The sequence below is a fragment of the Nostoc sp. JL23 genome (assembly GCF_017115065.1).
Lineage (GTDB): Bacteria > Cyanobacteriota > Cyanobacteriia > Cyanobacteriales > Nostocaceae > Nostoc > Nostoc punctiforme_A.
Genome location: NZ_JABXKN010000153.1, coordinates 1 through 15,429 on the forward strand (window position 1 = coordinate 1; position 15,429 = coordinate 15,429).

At 42.2% G+C, this 15,429-nt stretch carries 15 protein-coding genes and 1 pseudogene; 12 read left to right on the forward strand and 4 right to left on the reverse strand.

Going from position 1 to position 15,429, the window contains the following annotated elements; genetic code table 11:
• Positions 1 to 24 precede the first annotated feature (24 nt).
• The 4 genes and pseudogenes from HWQ42_RS32850 to HWQ42_RS32865 all read left to right on the forward strand — a co-directional run.
• The gene (locus tag HWQ42_RS32850; RefSeq protein WP_292819619.1) at positions 25 to 339 is read left to right on the forward strand and encodes a hypothetical protein; all 315 of its coding nucleotides are present in this window, start codon (positions 25 to 27) and stop codon (positions 337 to 339) included.
• 70 nt (positions 340 to 409) lie between these two features.
• Positions 410 to 1,774 (forward strand): cytochrome P450, encoded by a 1,365-nt coding sequence (locus tag HWQ42_RS32855; protein WP_292819622.1) that lies wholly within the window; start codon positions 410 to 412, stop codon positions 1,772 to 1,774.
• A gap of 273 nt (positions 1,775 to 2,047) precedes the next feature.
• Positions 2,048 to 2,623, forward strand: a complete 576-nt coding sequence (locus HWQ42_RS32860) for a Uma2 family endonuclease (protein ID WP_292819625.1) — start codon at positions 2,048 to 2,050, stop codon at positions 2,621 to 2,623.
• A gap of 97 nt (positions 2,624 to 2,720) precedes the next feature.
• A pseudogene (locus tag HWQ42_RS32865) lies at positions 2,721 to 3,005 on the forward strand (Rpn family recombination-promoting nuclease/putative transposase); the annotation flags it as partial.
• 220 nt (positions 3,006 to 3,225) lie between these two features.
• Here HWQ42_RS32865 and HWQ42_RS32870 read toward each other — a convergent pair.
• From HWQ42_RS32870 to HWQ42_RS32880, 3 genes are all read right to left on the reverse strand, one after another.
• On the reverse strand, positions 3,226 to 4,461 hold the full coding sequence (locus HWQ42_RS32870) for a DUF445 domain-containing protein (protein ID WP_292819628.1): 1,236 nt from the start codon (positions 4,459 to 4,461) through the stop codon (positions 3,226 to 3,228).
• 145 nt (positions 4,462 to 4,606) lie between these two features.
• Positions 4,607 to 5,311: a bifunctional demethylmenaquinone methyltransferase/2-methoxy-6-polyprenyl-1,4-benzoquinol methylase UbiE gene (ubiE, locus tag HWQ42_RS32875; protein WP_292819631.1), complete on the reverse strand. Its 705-nt coding sequence runs from the start codon at positions 5,309 to 5,311 to the stop codon at positions 4,607 to 4,609.
• A gap of 86 nt (positions 5,312 to 5,397) precedes the next feature.
• Positions 5,398 to 6,342 (reverse strand): response regulator, encoded by a 945-nt coding sequence (locus tag HWQ42_RS32880; protein ID WP_292819634.1) that lies wholly within the window; start codon positions 6,340 to 6,342, stop codon positions 5,398 to 5,400.
• Between the two features lie 309 nt (positions 6,343 to 6,651).
• Here HWQ42_RS32880 and HWQ42_RS32885 point away from each other — a divergent pair, with 309 nt between their 5' ends.
• The 4 genes from HWQ42_RS32885 to HWQ42_RS32900 all read left to right on the forward strand — a co-directional run bounded on the left by HWQ42_RS32885 (position 6,652) and on the right by HWQ42_RS32900 (position 12,666).
• Positions 6,652 to 7,740: a RuBisCO accumulation factor 1 gene (locus tag HWQ42_RS32885; protein ID WP_292819637.1), complete on the forward strand. Its 1,089-nt coding sequence runs from the start codon at positions 6,652 to 6,654 to the stop codon at positions 7,738 to 7,740.
• 592 nt (positions 7,741 to 8,332) lie between these two features.
• Positions 8,333 to 9,106, forward strand: coding sequence for an aquaporin Z (aqpZ, locus tag HWQ42_RS32890; RefSeq protein WP_292738603.1), 774 nt, complete (start codon positions 8,333 to 8,335; stop codon positions 9,104 to 9,106).
• Positions 9,107 to 9,328: 222 nt separating this feature from the next.
• On the forward strand, positions 9,329 to 11,755 hold the full coding sequence (locus HWQ42_RS32895; RefSeq protein ID WP_292819640.1) for an ATP-dependent helicase: 2,427 nt from the start codon (positions 9,329 to 9,331) through the stop codon (positions 11,753 to 11,755).
• A 188-nt stretch (positions 11,756 to 11,943) separates the two neighbouring features.
• A complete protein-coding gene (locus tag HWQ42_RS32900) occupies positions 11,944 to 12,666 on the forward strand; it encodes a hypothetical protein (RefSeq protein ID WP_292819643.1) in 723 nt (240 codons plus the stop codon).
• Between the two features lie 5 nt (positions 12,667 to 12,671).
• Here the strand turns inward: HWQ42_RS32900 and HWQ42_RS32905 are convergent, their stop codons facing one another.
• The gene (locus tag HWQ42_RS32905; protein ID WP_292819646.1) at positions 12,672 to 13,211 is read right to left on the reverse strand and encodes a GrpB family protein; all 540 of its coding nucleotides are present in this window, start codon (positions 13,209 to 13,211) and stop codon (positions 12,672 to 12,674) included.
• Between the two features lie 115 nt (positions 13,212 to 13,326).
• Between HWQ42_RS32905 and rpmI the strand changes: the two genes are divergently transcribed.
• The 4 genes from rpmI (at position 13,327) to HWQ42_RS32925 (ending at position 15,358) form a co-directional block, all read left to right on the forward strand.
• Positions 13,327 to 13,524 carry a 50S ribosomal protein L35 gene (rpmI, locus tag HWQ42_RS32910; protein ID WP_292819649.1) on the forward strand — a complete coding sequence of 66 codons (198 nt, stop codon included), beginning with the start codon at positions 13,327 to 13,329 and terminating at the stop codon, positions 13,522 to 13,524.
• A 20-nt stretch (positions 13,525 to 13,544) separates the two neighbouring features.
• Complete coding sequence (gene rplT / locus HWQ42_RS32915) at positions 13,545 to 13,901, forward strand: 50S ribosomal protein L20 (RefSeq protein WP_289795542.1); 357 nt, start codon at positions 13,545 to 13,547, stop codon at positions 13,899 to 13,901.
• 12 nt (positions 13,902 to 13,913) lie between these two features.
• Entirely contained in the window at positions 13,914 to 14,729 is an 816-nt protein-coding gene (locus tag HWQ42_RS32920) for a transporter substrate-binding domain-containing protein (protein ID WP_292819652.1), read from the forward strand.
• Positions 14,730 to 14,833: 104 nt separating this feature from the next.
• On the forward strand, positions 14,834 to 15,358 hold the full coding sequence (locus tag HWQ42_RS32925; protein WP_292738598.1) for a tetratricopeptide repeat protein: 525 nt from the start codon (positions 14,834 to 14,836) through the stop codon (positions 15,356 to 15,358).
• Positions 15,359 to 15,429 lie beyond the last annotated feature (71 nt).

A 15,429-nucleotide genomic window follows, 5' to 3' on the forward strand; every position in this document is an offset into this window, starting at 1 on the left:
ATTTCCCTTTACATTTTCCCATAAATGATAAATCTTCCAAAACTGGATGCTCCCACTACAGCTTTGTTGGCTGAAACCCCTATTGGTGATATTGCTCAAATTCATATTCTCTACCCGGAAACAGAAAAAATTACCAAGACGTTTATTTTGATGTATGCCAAAATCGTCAATCCTGTGATGAAATTTCTGTTTAAAAATTCAGTTTTACAAGCCGCAGCCACTGTTATTGAGCAAGATACAAGTGCTGTCGAAAGTTTATATCCTCGACAAAAACCAAAAATTAGATTGCCAAATGAAGAGATTATGTTCTACGCAGAAAAACTCTACCACAATTGGTAATTTTGATTTGCAAAGCCTAACTGCCCTTTACAATTAAACTGTAGCTAATTACTGCTGGAGGTACTCAAATATGCGGCAGCTAAAATCAGCCGAGGAAATGCCTGGTAGTTATGGCTTGCCCATCTTGGGGGAGACTTTAGAAATATTTCGGGATTTAGAACTGTATCTATGGCGACGATTCCAGCAGCATGGTTCAGTTTTTAAGACGAGCGTCATGGGATACAAACGTGCTTATTTAATTGGCCCTGATGCTAATCGGCTGGTGCTGGTAGAACAAGCTGAAAATATGTCGTCGCGGATCGGTTGGTATTTCTTAGAATCAACATTTGGCAACAATATTTTATTACAAGATGGGGAAGAACATCGCCTAACCCGTCGCTTGATGTATCCAGCATTTCACGGAAAAGCGATCGCTACATACTTCGATACCATTCAAAATATTGTGCAAGACTTCCTCAAAGATTGGGGAGAGCGAGGAACGATTTCCTTAAATTCTAGTTTCCGTCAGCTTACCCTGATGGTTGCTACTCGCTTGTTTTTGGGAAGTCAGAATAAGAGCGAAGTTGAGCAAACCAGTCAGTGGTTTACACAACTGCTAGATAGCAGTATGGCGATATTAAAATGGAATGTCCCTTTTACCTTATATGGTCGCGGTCAAAATGCTAGGGGTAAATTAGTGGCTTTCTTGCGTCAAGAAATCGCCCAACGTATTGAGCAAGGTAACTTAGAAGAATCAAAAGATGTTTTGGGATTGCTGCTAGCGGCTGTTGATGAAGACGGCAATAAGTTGAGCGAAGTACAGGTAATCAACGAGGCATTATTATTACTATTTGCTGGACATGAGACAACAGCCTCATTACTGACTTGGGTAATCTTTGAATTAGGTAATCACCCAGAATGGCGAGAGCGACTGCGTAAAGAACAATTAGCAGTTGTGGGAAATAATTCCCTTAACCTGTCTCATCTCAAACAACTTCCACAGTTAACCAACGTCCTAAAAGAAGCAGAAAGGCTCTATCCACCAGTGTATGCCTATAATCGTGGTGTCCTCAAGGATATTGAGTATGGAGGTTATCGTATCCCTGCTGGTTGGTTTGTGACTATCTCGCCGATGCTGACTCACCGTTTACCAGAACTGTACACCGATCCCGATCGCTTCGACCCCGATCGCTTTGCACCACCTCGTGAAGAAGATAAGAAGCATCCTTTAGCATTAGTGGGTTTTGGTCATGGTTCGCACAGTTGTTTAGGTATGGAATTTGCCCAGATGGAAATGAAAATCGTGCTTTCCGCACTACTTCGCCATTACGACTGGACAGTAAAACCGGATTATTCTGCGATCGCTCCAGTTCGTCAACCTTCTAAAGTTAAAGATACTCTACAAGCATATATTGAGCCTTTGATGATAAAGCATCCCTTGAAGAGTCAAACATAAAATTTTTGATGAAACAAACCGATTTTCCGCATCTAGCATGAAGTCATAGGTATTTAGAAAATCAGACTGCCACTTTTCAGGCTTTTGGCAAATTGTGAGTAGAAGCTGAGAGAAAAAACATCAACTCTCATCTGCTCTTATCAGACAGATAACAGTGAAACAAATTTTTACATGATTAGAAATAGCTTTCTAGTAAGCATGGTAATTGTTATATGGTTAACATACTAGGTTAACCCAATGCTACGCTACAGTTAGAAAGCTTGAGAGGCAATTATGACTGCCCTGATTCTGAACCTCAGCCCTACCATTGAATTAACAGATGAGCAGTTCTTCCAACTGTGTCAGAATAATCGAGATTTGCGACTTGAGCGCACGGCAGAGGGAGAATTAATTATTATGCCACCAACTGGATGGGAAAGCGGAAATCGAAATTCAAAACTAACAGCCCAGTTAGAATTTTGGGCTGACGCTGATGGCACAGGTTTGGCTTTTGACTCTTCAACGGGTTTTAAACTCCCCAATGGTGCAAATCGCTCTCCAGATGCATCCTGGGTCAGCCGAGAGCGATTAGAAGCCCTTAATCCAGACCCTGCTAAATTCCTACCGCTTGCTCCCGATTTTGCGGTAGAATTACGCTCTGCTTCAGACAGCTTAAAGACTGTGCAACAAAAAATGCAGGAGTACATTGATAACGGTGTGCGTTTAGGATGGTTGATTGATCCGCAAAATCAACAGGTGGAAATTTATCGCCCAGGACAGGATGTTGAGATTCTGCAATCGCCTACTAGCTTATCAGGAGAAGATGTATTACCAGGATTTGTGCTGAATTTAGCACAGATATTGAGTTAAGCGATCGCTGTTTCAAAATTTCAATTTTCGTGTCATTAAAGATGGTTTTTTCGTAACTATGACTCAGTTTGAAGTTTTGGAGTGGTAGCATTTTTGGATGTTTGATAACATCTGCAAATTCCTCGCCGAAAACTTTTCCATAGATTTTGCTACCTGGCTGCTAGGAGAACCCATTTCCCTGACTGAATTAAGTCCTTCTGAACTCTCGCTAGAACCCATTCGAGCCGATGCACTAATTTTATTGGAATCAACAGAGGTAGTGCTTCACCTAGAGTTTCAGACTCAACCCGATTCTAATATCCCATTTCGTATGATTGATTATCGCTTGCGAGTGTATCGCCGCTTTCCCCAAAAGCAGATGCGTCAAGTGGTAATTTATCTTGTAAATCACCTAGAAGGTAGGTCAACATAATTTGTAATTATTACCCTGTGGATGAATCTGAGTGACTCTGAATATAAACAAGAGCGATGTCTACGATGGGTGGTTCCTGAGCGCAGCCGTTGGCGTAGCCCGTCGTAGACATCGCTCAATTCTCCTCACTTCATAATTTGACGAAATTGCAACTATAATTTGACAAAAATTTACAGTTACAAAGAAACAATTAATATTGACTTAGTATTAAAAATACCGTCTGCAATAACCCGATAACAAAACCTAAAACACCACCTAAAGTCACAATTGCTTGCAATTCATTTTTCACAATTCCTTCAATGGCAGCTTCCAAATCAGCCGGTGAAGTTGATTTTACCCGGTCAACGATCACTTCATCTATCGATAAAATTGGAATCGCCTGTGCCACAATTGCTTCTAAATCTTTTTCCAAATATTTCTCTAAAATTAGAGCCAACTCTTGACTCATTACTTCTAAAGAAGTACTGACAACTGGTGAAGCACTAACACGATTCAGCAGTACGACAGCAATATTTTCCCAATCAACAGAATCAGTTAATCCTTGTAAAAAATCGCTGCCACTATTTTGCAGGTAGTGGCGGACACTTTCGCGGGTGGTTTTTCGGAGTTGACGCACCGTACCCATTGGCAAGTTTTGTAATGATAAATTTTGCAGCAATTTCCGAATGCGATCGCGGATCTGCAAATCTTGAGTCAATTCCTGTAAACGACTATTAGCAGCCTCTTTTTCATCCAAGCAAAAAGTTCGTAGGCGTGTAAGAGTATTACGTAAGCCAAACAAATTTGCTACTACCCAATAAGTCCCACTGGTTTTTTCGCGGAAGCCTTCATCGATAATTTGAATGGTGCGATCGGTCAAAAAATCAACTATCGTTTGGCGTAAAATATCCGGCGGTAAAACTACTTGCAACAACCAATCAGCAAGCCGCGTAGATTGTTCTTCACTAAGTTGAAATTCCAGCAATATCTGGTCAAAAATTTGATTTATCTGCGCTTCTAAAAAATCTTCACGCCGCGCTAAAACCTTGAGCAATCGTGGCAAGGACTCCCCTAGTAAATCCCGCAAAATTCCCGCTACAATTTTGGCACTTTTCTCATTTTTATCTGTCTTGATTTGTTCAATTGCCAACCGCAACAACCAGAGAATTGCTGATTGCACGCGTTCTGTTTGCAACAAACGCCGTGCCAGATTTTGCAATTCTTGTGGTGTCAATAGTGACCCCATGATTGTATTAGAAATGTTCTTAGCTAGACGTTCTTGATTGCGGGGGATCAATCCAGGGGTGAAGGGTACTCTTCGTCCAGCGATATAAATTGCTCGGTAAGGACGGAACAACATTTTGATGGCTATATCATTTGTGAAATAGCCAATAATTCCACCCAGTACCGGGGGAGACACATAAAGCCAAAGATGAGACCAGTCCAAGGGAAGAATTAAAAAAGTTAGGAGGTTAGAGCTTAGAGTTAGGAGTTAACAGTAGAGACGCGATTAATCGCGTCTGTACAAGAGTTAGGAGTTAGGAATGATAAATTTTAAATGAGAATTTATCACTACTCATAATTCATAACTTTTAACTAATAACTCCTAACTTACTAAGCACTAGCACTCCCATCATACCGTTCGCAATGGGGTAGTGTGTGGCAACTGCAAAACCAACTTGATGAGCTAACTCTATTTGCTCTTTGCCGATGGGAAAGCGATCTAAGCTGGGACTGATATAAGCATATTCTTCTTTTAAGCCTAAATAACTGGCAACCGGCACTACAAAACTGTCCAGATACAACTGCTGAAAGGCACGTAGCTGAGGATTACTCGGTCGATGAAAGTCTAAAATTGCGGCTTTAGCTCCCGGCTTCAAAACACGATATAGCTCTTGGAGACTGCGGGGAATATCTTTAACATTTCTTAAACCATAGCCCATTGTTGCAGCATCAAATTGGTTATCTTCAAAGGGTAAATTGAGGACATCAGCTTCAACCCAGCTAATAGCAGGTTGGGGGTACTGCCAATGTGAGCGTTCTTGAGCTTTTTCTAGAAGGTTTTGGGAAAAATCCACTCCATACACCTGTCCTGTTGCTCCGATACGCCGTGCCAAACGTAAAGCTAAATCACCACTACCGCAACACAAATCTAATGCAGTATCTCCTGGTTTAGCTGCACTCCATTTTACTGTCATTTCCTTCCAGATTCGATGCTGTCCCAGACTCAACCAATCGTTTAACTGGTCATAAACTGGAGCAATACGGTTAAAAATGGATTGAATTTCGTTAGTCATTGGTCAATAAGTCATTGGTCATTAGTCATTCGTCATTTGCCAAGGATAAAGGACAAATGACTAATGACAGACAACTACACAATACCTTAATGAGAGTGACTACTAGTCAGAGCGATCGCCACCAGTTGTGCTGATAAATTAATTAGCACCAATTCATCTTCTCGCAAAGTGCAAGGTTGTTTCCACTGTAGCGACAATACACCCAAAAGTTGATTACGGTAGCTAATTGGGATCACTAAATGTGCTTGCACACCAGTATTTGGGTAGTGAATCGCATCAACTAATTTAGTGTCTTTAAGTACATTTAAGGAAAGTTGCATTTCTCCCGTGGCGATCGCTTCCCTGGTTAGTGGGTCAAGAGATAGCCAATTTTCTATTGTACCTGTGTCGCTGTAAGTTCCTTGAGTTGCAACCAGAGTATTTCCATCTGTAAGTTGTAAAATACAGCCGTCTGCCCCAAAAGTTTCACTCACAGCTCTAGCAATGGGAGCGAGGGTTTCTTCTAAGCTAGAAGCGGCTTGAGTTACCTGTACCAAAACACTCAGCAGCGCCATTTGAGCATGAGCACGGCGTAATTCTTCTGTACGTTGCTTCAGCAAGTCGTAGGTTTCGGCTGCTCTTTGCACCACTGCCTTTAGTTCCCCTGGGTCCCAAGGCTTGGTGATATATTTGTAGACTTGTCCGGCATTAATTGCTTCTACCAAGTCTTCTATATCAGTAAATCCAGTGAGAATTATTCTTACTGTGTCGGGAAACTGAGGTACAGTTTTGCTGAGAAATTCAGTCCCTTTCATTTCTGGCATCCGTTGATCGGAGATAATCACCGCTACCTCCCCTTCTGTTGCCAAAACTTGTAGAGCATTCACCCCACTATCAGCTTTCAGAACATTAAAGTCGCGTCGAAATGTGCGATAAAGTAAATCGAGATTATCTGGCTCATCGTCAACTACCAGTATTTTCAGCTTTTTTGGTCGTTCGAGAGTCATAACTTGAGATTGGACTTTATCAATTTCGAGATTAGGTTTATCCATAAGATTTTCCTTTAAATATTTACTCTCTTGTTATATTCCATACCAAGTTTAGTTGAGAATAGCCGAAAATCGCCAAGGGTTTATACGGAGTTATTTTGCATATTTTAGAACGCGAATAGTGAGCGCTACAGAGGAAATTTATCTGCCCAAATATCTGAATTAAAAAATGTTCCACCAGAAAAACTAACTAAATCAGCAAAACTATGGCAGTTTTGATCGTGGATGAGGTGTAGGTCTGGGTATAGATTAGAATAATACTTGCTCATGAGGTGTTAATTAACCTCTCAAGTTGAAGCTTGCACTCCGATTATGACTGATCTACCACCCAACACTCAGAATCCCGAAGATAATGCTAACAATGATGTAGCACAAGAGTTACTGCGAAGACTGAGGCAAAAACAAGGCAACTGGGTGGAATGGGGAACCGCGATCGCCTCGTTGCTAAAAATCGGTTATAACCCCCAAGAAATTTTTGAGGCGACTGGATTTGAGCCGATTCAACAAAACCAGGTGGTTGTTGGTTCTCAAGTTTACAATTCTTTGGAAAAGTTTGGAGTATCGGCAGAAACGCAATCGCACTATACTACACGCGGCAGCGATGTTTTGTACGAGCTACGTTTACTTACTCAAGAAGAACGCGCCGCTGCCGCCGAACTAATCTTCGTCCACAATGTTGATGCTGATGAGGCACGGGATATAGCAAAAGCACTTAAAGAGTTCTCCTATTTCCGCACTTTACCAGAAGGGTTTTCTGCCCATCCTGGGGATGCTGTTGCTCACCAAGTTTGGAAACTGGCACGCCAAAATGCAGATTTACAACAGCGATCGCGCCTAATCGCCAAAGGTTTGCGTTTTGCTCATACGCCAGGTGCAAGGCAAAAAATCGAACAGTTACTAACTGATTTTACTACCGTTCCCCAGCGTCCAGCGCCAATCTTACCGTTTTACCGCCTGGAATTTGAAGAACAGTTACCCCGAATTTTGCCCGTAGTAGGCGAGTTGCCATTATCACGCCAAGACTTGCAAGCTGTGCCCATACTGACAGAAATCGAACCATTTCGGATGGTCAAGTTTTCTGGAGAACAAGCTTGGATACCCTTACCAGGTTGGCAAGTGCTATTGGCGGCAGAAGATCCAGTAGTAATTTTAGCGAATAGCGATCGCTTCCCCATTCAAACCCAAAGCCAAATAGGGCCAGTCGTAGTTGTCATAGATCGTGCCCAACGAGAATGGGATGCCTCCAGCTATTTTGTTGTTGAAAATGGTGGTGAATTAGATTTTCAATGGTTTGAAACTGAGCCAGAAATTCCTCTACTAGGACAAATTATTATCATTGTGCGTCCTAAGAAAATTCTGGATGAAGAATTAACTAAAGATTCATGGCAGATTGATGAATAAATTCAATTTTAGATGAGCTAACTGCGTAACACTCCCACACTTTTAGGTATGGGAGTGTTGAAAATTAAACTAACTGGAGCAAAAATCTCAATACGGTTGAGTTAAGGAAAATCATAGGTTGGGTTGAACAACTAAACCCAACCTTTTTGGTGATTTGTTGGGTTTGCCTTGATACGATTACTAAATAAGCAAGTTACGCAATTTAAGCAAATATACCAGGCGATTAGAAATCGCGGCTACACAAACGAACGCGAGTACGTCTCTGCGAGACGCACTCGCGAGTCTTCTCCCAAGGGGAGACGCCAAGGGCGACCGAGCGTCACGAGCGTCGCGTCTTGATTCTGACTCCTGACTTCTTCTTCAATATGAGAGCAAAATTATTAAGAAATTAAGTGTTTTTTCTGTTATTTAAACTTTTCCTGTATTTTCATATCTTATCACCACAATTAACTATTGAGAAAAAAATTCGGATTTTTTTCAATTTAGTTTCATTACAAAAAAAAGGCAATAGATTTTCTGTTGACAGCAATGACTTAAACATTGTGTAACGTAACTATTACTCATTTGTAGCGGAACAAGGAATTTTCTAAAAATGTCTCTCACAAAACGTTGTTTGGCAGAATTGATCGGCACATTTTGGCTTGTTTTAGGTGGCTGTGGTAGTGCTGTTTTAGCCGCAGCCTACACAGCAGATGCTGCAAAAATCAGCGAGAATACTTCTTTTCCATTGGGTATTGGATTAGTAGGTGTATCTTTGGCATTCGGGCTTACTGTCCTCACAGGGGCTTATGCTTTTGGTCATATTTCTGGTGGTCATTTCAATCCAGCTGTTTCCTTTGGACTGTGGGCAGGTAAGCGCTTTCCGGGATCTGACTTACTACCTTATATCGCCTCTCAAGTAATCGGTGCAGTTGTTGGTGCGGGCATTATCTACCTGATTGCTAGCGGCAAAACTGGATTTACCCTGACTGGCTCCAATCCACTGGCTACCAACGGTTACGGTACTCATTCTCCAGGTGGTTACACACTGTTTGCTTGCTTCATTACTGAAGTTGTGATGACTTTCATGTTTCTGCTGATTATTCTGGGTGTGACTGATAGCCGTGTTCCTAAAGGATTTGCACCGCTGGCAATTGGTTTTGGACTCACTTTAATTCACCTGATTAGCATTCCTGTAACCAATACCTCGGTTAATCCTGCCCGTAGTACTGGAGTTGCTCTATTTGCAGGTGTACAACTGTTTTCACAAGTCTGGCTGTTCTGGATAGCTCCGATCTTTGGGGCTATTTTAGCAGGATGGTTGTATGTAGCGATCTTTAGTGAATCAACTGTGGATGAACGGCAAAGTATCAAAGAACTAGTCTAACTTTGTTATAAAATCCCCTAACTGAACAAATCAACCAAGCGTTATATCTTCAGTCAGGGGATTGACATAATATTTTTGATATAGCTTGTGTCCTAGAATAATTAGGGCAAGAACAGGGGAGTAATTTATTTAATAATTTGGGATTAAGAATCACCAAAGATTATTCATACTCTGTGGTTTGGGAATTAAATTCAATATCTATTTAAAATATATAATTTGATAATGTCCGACTCTAAATTTACTACTCCTGTTGTTCAAGAATTACTTGACTCAGAATTGTCTGAACGATCGCCTATTCCTTCTTTACAGGAGAAGATTCTCGCAATCCGCAACAGTCTACGCCCTGGACAGCAGCAAATGGCTGATTGGCAATCTGGGCCTTTGGCTATTTCAGCCGTTCCTGGTGCAGGCAAATCTACTGGGATGGCGGCGGCAGCAGCGATCGCAATCGCCCGTCAATATGAGCGTTCATCCTCCCGCCGTCAGTTGGTAGTCGTTACTTTTACTCGCTCCGCTGCTGCCAATATTAAAGCGAAGATTCGTAAATTTTTACGAGATGATTTATCTCTACCTCAGACAGGATTTTTTGTCTATACCCTACATGGTCTAGCGTTGAACATTGCCAACCGTCATTCTGATTTGTCGGGTTTGCAGTTAGAAAATGTCATATTAATTACACCAACCCAAAGTCACCGCTTTATCAGAACTGCTGTAGAACAATGGATTACAAATAATCCAGATGTATATTTGCGGTTATTGGAAGGTCATCAATTTGATGGAGAAGAGACAGAAAGGTTGCGTCGTCAATCGGTGCTGCGAACAGAAGTATTACCGGAATTGGCTAATACAGTAATTCATGAAGCAAAAAGTTCTGGGATATCGCCAGAATTGTTGCGGGAGTGGAGTAAACAAACCACAGACGAATATGCAATTTTGAGCGTAGCAGCAGGATTGTACGAGCAATATCAAAACTTGATGCGATCGCGTGATTTTATAGATTACGACGATATGATTTTAGCCGCACTGCGCGTTTTAGAAAACGACAGTGCCCGCCACATTGAGCAAAACCAAATATTCGCCGTCTTTGAAGACGAAGCCCAAGATTCTAGCCCTCTTCAGACGCAGTTATTAGAAATTTTGGCGAGTAATCGGGAATATGAGGGGATGAATACAGACGGGATGAATCGCTTCTCTAAGCACTCCCCACTCAATTTAGTCAGAGTTGGCGACCCTAACCAGGCGATTAACTCTACCTTTACTCCAGCCGATCCGATTTATTTCCGGCAATTTTGCGAAGAGTGCGATCGCATCGAACGATTGGCAACGATGGATCGAGCTGGTCGCAGTACTAGAATTATCATTGAAGCTGCTAACTTTGCCCTCAAATGGATCAATAATCAGTGGTTAGCAACAACCAAAACCAACAACAAACAACAGACTCCTGACAACCGACAAGTACCGTTTCGCTTGCAGACAATTCGCCCTGTGGAAGTTGGCGATCCGCAAGCTAACGCCAACCCCGCACCCGTAGGACAAGGTTTAGAACTTTATACACCGCGTGACATTCATCACACCGTTGAATTGTTATCTCAAAGGGTGATTGAGTTATTGGGTGAAGACCCAACAAAAAATAGTGCAGCGATTTTAGTCCGAGAAAATCGTCAAGGACGATGGTTAGCAGAAGCTCTGACACCTCTGTGCAAAGAGCATAAAATTACACTTTACGATGTGGGAGAACGCGATCGCCGTTCCCATGTTCCTCAAGAAATTTTGGCATTATTGCAATTTTGCGATCGCCCTCACTCCCCCGATTACCTCAAAGCTGCTCTAGAAGCATTAGTACAGCGCCAATTAATTCCTACCCAAGACCTCAACGCCCTTGCTAGTCTTCCAGAAGAGTTTTTGTATCCTGGCCCCCTAGCAGCACCCCAGCCAGAAACAGTACAAAAAGCTGCCCGCTTGTGTCGCAGCTTACTCCGCGCTCGTTTAGAACTGCCTCTTTACCAGCTAATTTCCTTTCTCGCCTTGACTTTAAATTATGACCAGGCAGAATTGGCAACTGCTGATAAACTCGCAGAACGGGTAAACCAGCAGATAGCTGGCAATAGTTCGATGGGGGGAATGCTTTCAGCTTTAAGTGAAATCGTTAGTTCCGAACGCTTTGAACCAGTGGAAACCGAAGATTCGGAAGAACGTTATACCCGTCGTGGTCAACTGACGATTATCACTATGCATAAAGCTAAAGGGCTAGATTGGGACTATGTGTTTCTTCCTTTTCTCCACGAAAACTTGATTCCTGGCAGATTTTGGGTTCCTCCCCAAAGCCAATTTTTAGGCGACTTTACCTTATCAGAAGTAGCACGCGCCCAAATTCGCGCGACTCTCCACGAAGAATCTGTCATACCGGATGTTAGTCAGGCATGGGAGGTGGCAAAGAATTTGAAAACATCTGAAGAGTATCGTTTACTCTATGTTGCCATGACACGAGCAAAGCTTCTGTTATGGATGTCTGCGGCGCAGAAAGCCCCCTTTACTTGGAGTAAACCGGACAATTTACAAGAACAAGCGCCTTGTCCGGTGTTTCCAGCATTAAAACGCCAATTTCCTGAATGTGTGGTGAATTTAGCGGCAATGAGCAAACAAGTATAAGAGATGGGACATTGGGCACAAGAGGCAGAGGTGCGGAGGGGCAGAGGGGAAAGACTTACTGCAACTTCTCCCCTCCTCCCCCACTGCTTTAATAAAGAAACTGAATTAAGAGTGCAACGTCAAACAAACTATGATTGCAATTGCAATATTATCTGTTCAATTTTTAACAATCAATACATTACATATATATGAAATCAATCACCCAAGCATCTACCGTAATTAAAAGTACCTTCCAGTCACCCAGAGGAATTTTCTTGACGCTGGTGTTGACAAGCTTGCTATCTTGTGGATTTGGACTCATTGAAAACAATTCTGCTGGTGCTATTCCTTACCCAGACGGCACTCAAGTATCCCAATCCCAAGCAAACGAGTTACCGAAAGCGATCGCTAATAAGATTTTACGAAATGCGTCCAATAATTCCGGTCTACGTAAACGGGAATTAGAGATTACCCAAGTCACATCGAAAACCTTTAGTAATCCCTGTGTGTTCAAATTTGGAGAAGTTTGTACTAGGGAATACAACCCCATTGAAGGCTGGGAAGTAGTTGTCAAAGTCCGCCAAGATTCGTGGACTTACCATGTAGATAAATCTGGAAAGCAAATAATTTTAGATCCCAAAGTAAGTACTTCACAAACATTGCCGAAGGCGATCGCAGATGCAATTTTGAGCGATGCCTCAAGCCGTTCTGGGGTGGGAATTACTGATTTAAAAATTACTCAAACTACACCAAAAACCTTTGGAAATCTTTGCCAATTCAACTTTGGCGAAGTCTGCACCCAGCAGTACGACCCCGTAGAAGGATGGGAAGTGATTGTCAAGGTTAAAGAGCAATCTTGGACTTACCATGTGAATAAATCCACTTCGCAAATAATTTTAGATCCCAAAGCCAACGCCACTGAAAAAAGTTAAATAAATCAATGACTTTGGCTTTTTCCCATATCCTGATTCCGTGCTTTGACCATCAAAGCACGGATATAGTCATTTTTACCATTGGTATAAGCTTCGCGATCGCTCCGAAAACTTGCCGCTAAGTTGCGTTTTAGAGCTTCGTAACGTCTCGCTTCTTGAGGATGCTTTCTTAGATAGTCGCAAAATAACTTACGCTTCCAAAATTCGCTGTCAATCTCGACTATGTGAACATGATGAGTACGTTGCTTTCCGTATGGTGGCATTCCTTTGACAAAAAACATTCGTCCAGGACGCGGGTCTTCACGCCAATAAGCGTATCCCAAAGATTCTAAAGCCAAAATAGCAGATTTTGCATCTACCAAGGAACGCACTCCCACCATGATGTCAATAACTGGTTTGGCTGACATTCCTGGCACTGCGGTACTACCAATATGTTCAATTTCTACAACTAAGTCATTGCCTAGTGCGTGCCAAATCCGCTGGGCTTCTTCTGTAAACAAAGTCGCCCAACGTGGGTCATATTCAACTATATTGACCTCATCCATAAGTGAAGCTAAGTTTATCTACAGCGATCGCCGTTGGCTAAATCCTTTATTTAATTGCAGTTATAGCAATTTTAATAGTATATAATAATGGATCGTGTCGAATCAAAGCTAGACCATGCCTAAACTAAAGACTCGTAAAGCCGCGGCAAAACGATTCCGTGCCACCGGTAGCGGTAAAATTGTCCGTCGCAAAGCGTTCAAAAGCCACCTTTTAGAACACAAATCTTCTAACAAAAAACGTGGTCTGCGTCAGAGTACGCTTGTACATGAACGCGATGAACTTAACGTTCGCTTGATGCTCCCATATTTGTAAGTATATTTAGGAAATAAGTTATGACTCGGGTAAAACGCGGTAATGTAGCTCGCAAACGCCGCAATAAAATTCTCAAACTAGCTAAAGGTTTTCGCGGTTCCCATTCAACTCTGTTTAGAACTGCCAACCAACAAGTGATGAAGGCACTACGGAGTGCCTACCGCGATCGCAAAAAGAAGAAGCGCGATTTTCGTCGCCTTTGGATCACCCGCATCAACGCTGCTTCCAGGCAACACGGCTTGAGTTACAGCCAGTTGATCGGTAACTTGAAAAAAGCTGATATCCAACTAAATCGCAAGATGTTGGCGCAATTGGCAGTCCTCGATCCAGCTAGTTTCGGCAAAGTTGCTGAATTGGCACTTCAAGCTAAAGGATAAAGGTGGTGAGGGATGTATAACAGATGTAACAGACGGCAAACAATTACTCGGTTACATCTGGTATTATCCGCCACTATCTTTTGGATTTTTTGCTTTTCTCTAGTGGGAACGGGATTAACTGCATCTGCTGCCGAAATGTCAGAAATTCAGCAGCGGGGCTATTTAAATGTTGCCGTTAAAGATAACTTGCGTCCCTTGGGATTTAAAGATGCCAACGGAAATTTGCAAGGCTTAGAAATTGACTTAGCCAAGCATTTGGCAGTTGACTTGGTTGGTAAAGCCGAAGCTGTAAAATTTCAACCTGTAGCGAATCGCGATCGCCTGTCTGTAGTTTTAGACAAGAAAGTTGATTTTGCGATCGCTAGAGTCACAGCAACCGAGTCACGCGCCCGCATAGTTAGTTTCAGTGTTCCCTACTATTTGGATGGCACTGTATTAGTTACAAAAGATGCCTCCGTACAGCAGTTGAGCGATTTGTCAAAACAAAAGATTGCCGTACTCAACAACTCCAGTACCATTGCTCAAGTGCGGTACTATCTGCCAAACGCCGAGTTAGTAGGAGTAGATTCCTATAAAGAAGCGCGAGAGAGAATAGAAAATAATACCGCCGTAGCTTTTGCCGCAGATGCTAGTGTTCTCAGCGGTTGGGTGCAACAATATCCTCAATATCGGCTACTGCCAACAAAATTATCAACTGAACCCTTATGTGTAGTAATGCCCAAGGGATTGCAGTACGATGAGTTTAGACGAAATGTGAATCAAGCGATCGCTCGTTATTTAGAAAAAGGTTGGCTCCAACAACGCTCTCAATATTGGGGTTTACCGTAAATTGGTCATTGGTCATTAGTCATTCGTCATTGGTCATTAACAAATAACCAAGGACAAATGATAAATGACAAATAACAAACTTTATAATATTTGTATTTGCAGTAATGGATAACAGTCTAGCCGTTGTTTATCTCTCAATTTTGGTGGTGATACTCACAATTGCAGCCGTGGGTGTTTTTCGCCAGATTTTCAAAACTCGCAAGGTTGAAGGCTCTTTTGCAAGATTGCGAAAGAAATTAGAGAAAGAAAAGGGTACGACTCAAGAATATTATGAGTTAGGCAGTATTTATTCAGAAAAAAAAATGTACTCTCAAGCGATCGCGCTACTTCAAAAAGCTCTCAAAGCTGCCGAAGAAGAGGGAGAAGAAGATATCGCCCCCATTTACAACGGACTCGGCTATATTTATTTTACCCAAGAGCAATATGACTTAGCAATTCGTCAGTACAAAGAAGCTCTCAAATCTAAACCAGACTACGTGACAGGATTTAATAATCTCGGTCACGCCTACGAGAAGAAAAAATTAACTACTCAGGCGTTACAAGCTTACGAAGAAGCACTCAAATTAGCTCCAAATAACTCTATTGCTAAACGTCGTGCTGAATCTTTACGCCGTTTAGTTTCTGCGTAAGATAATGTCCAGGTAATTAAGCATAATACCCGGAACCCCACCCCGTAATAGCTGTGCTTTAGCGGGGTGGG

Coding starts and splice junctions, on each gene's coding strand:
- aqpZ (WP_292738603.1), top strand. CDS start 8,333: ATGTCTCTCACAAAACGTTGTTTGGCAGAATTGATCGGCACATTTTGG.
- HWQ42_RS32925 (WP_292738598.1), top strand. CDS start 14,834: ATGGATAACAGTCTAGCCGTTGTTTATCTCTCAATTTTGGTGGTGATA.
- HWQ42_RS32855 (WP_292819622.1), top strand. CDS start 410: ATGCGGCAGCTAAAATCAGCCGAGGAAATGCCTGGTAGTTATGGCTTG.
- HWQ42_RS32885 (WP_292819637.1), top strand. CDS start 6,652: ATGACTGATCTACCACCCAACACTCAGAATCCCGAAGATAATGCTAAC.
- HWQ42_RS32920 (WP_292819652.1), top strand. CDS start 13,914: ATGTATAACAGATGTAACAGACGGCAAACAATTACTCGGTTACATCTG.
- HWQ42_RS32880 (WP_292819634.1), bottom strand. CDS start 6,342: ATGGATAAACCTAATCTCGAAATTGATAAAGTCCAATCTCAAGTTATG.
- HWQ42_RS32905 (WP_292819646.1), bottom strand. CDS start 13,211: ATGGATGAGGTCAATATAGTTGAATATGACCCACGTTGGGCGACTTTG.
- rpmI (WP_292819649.1), top strand. CDS start 13,327: ATGCCTAAACTAAAGACTCGTAAAGCCGCGGCAAAACGATTCCGTGCC.
- rplT (WP_289795542.1), top strand. CDS start 13,545: ATGACTCGGGTAAAACGCGGTAATGTAGCTCGCAAACGCCGCAATAAA.
- HWQ42_RS32850 (WP_292819619.1), top strand. CDS start 25: ATGATAAATCTTCCAAAACTGGATGCTCCCACTACAGCTTTGTTGGCT.
- ubiE (WP_292819631.1), bottom strand. CDS start 5,311: ATGACTAACGAAATTCAATCCATTTTTAACCGTATTGCTCCAGTTTAT.
- HWQ42_RS32860 (WP_292819625.1), top strand. CDS start 2,048: ATGACTGCCCTGATTCTGAACCTCAGCCCTACCATTGAATTAACAGAT.
- HWQ42_RS32895 (WP_292819640.1), top strand. CDS start 9,329: ATGTCCGACTCTAAATTTACTACTCCTGTTGTTCAAGAATTACTTGAC.
- HWQ42_RS32900 (WP_292819643.1), top strand. CDS start 11,944: ATGAAATCAATCACCCAAGCATCTACCGTAATTAAAAGTACCTTCCAG.